Annotated in this window: 1 protein-coding gene; it reads right to left on the bottom strand. The window is 35.9% G+C overall.

What is annotated here, in order from left to right; translation table 11 throughout:
- Positions 1-446 (bottom strand): FAD-dependent oxidoreductase (locus J7R05_RS08170; protein WP_208541869.1); only part of this gene is annotated, 446 nt, incomplete at both ends.

Below are 446 nucleotides of genomic sequence, written 5' to 3'. Positions count from 1 at the left end.
TATTTCCAATAGAAATAAATCCATTTAAAAAAGTACCTGTTATTAAAACAACAGCACTGGAAAAAAGTATCCCTTTATATTTTAAAACAACACCTGAAACACTATTATCTTTAACAATCAAATCAATAACTTCATCTTCGATAAGAATGAGATTATCTTGTTCTTGTAAAAATTCTTGTATCGCTTTTTTATAGAGTTGTCTATCAGCTTGTGTACGTGGTCCCCTTACCGCTGGTCCTTTACGTCTATTAAGAAGTCTAAATTGAATTCCAGCAGCATCTGCTGCTTTTCCCATAAGACCATCCAAAGCATCTATTTCACGAACTAGATGCCCTTTTCCAAGACCACCAATAGCAGGATTACAGGACATTGTTCCTATGGATGCTATTTTATGTGTAATAAGAGCTGTCTGTGCTCCAACACGCGCTGAAGCTGAAGCAGCTTCA

Origin of the sequence: Bartonella capreoli, assembly GCF_902813205.1 — a bacterium.
GTDB classification, from domain to species: domain Bacteria; phylum Pseudomonadota; class Alphaproteobacteria; order Rhizobiales; family Rhizobiaceae; genus Bartonella; species Bartonella schoenbuchensis.
This window is presented reverse-complemented; position numbering and strand designations above follow the sequence as displayed.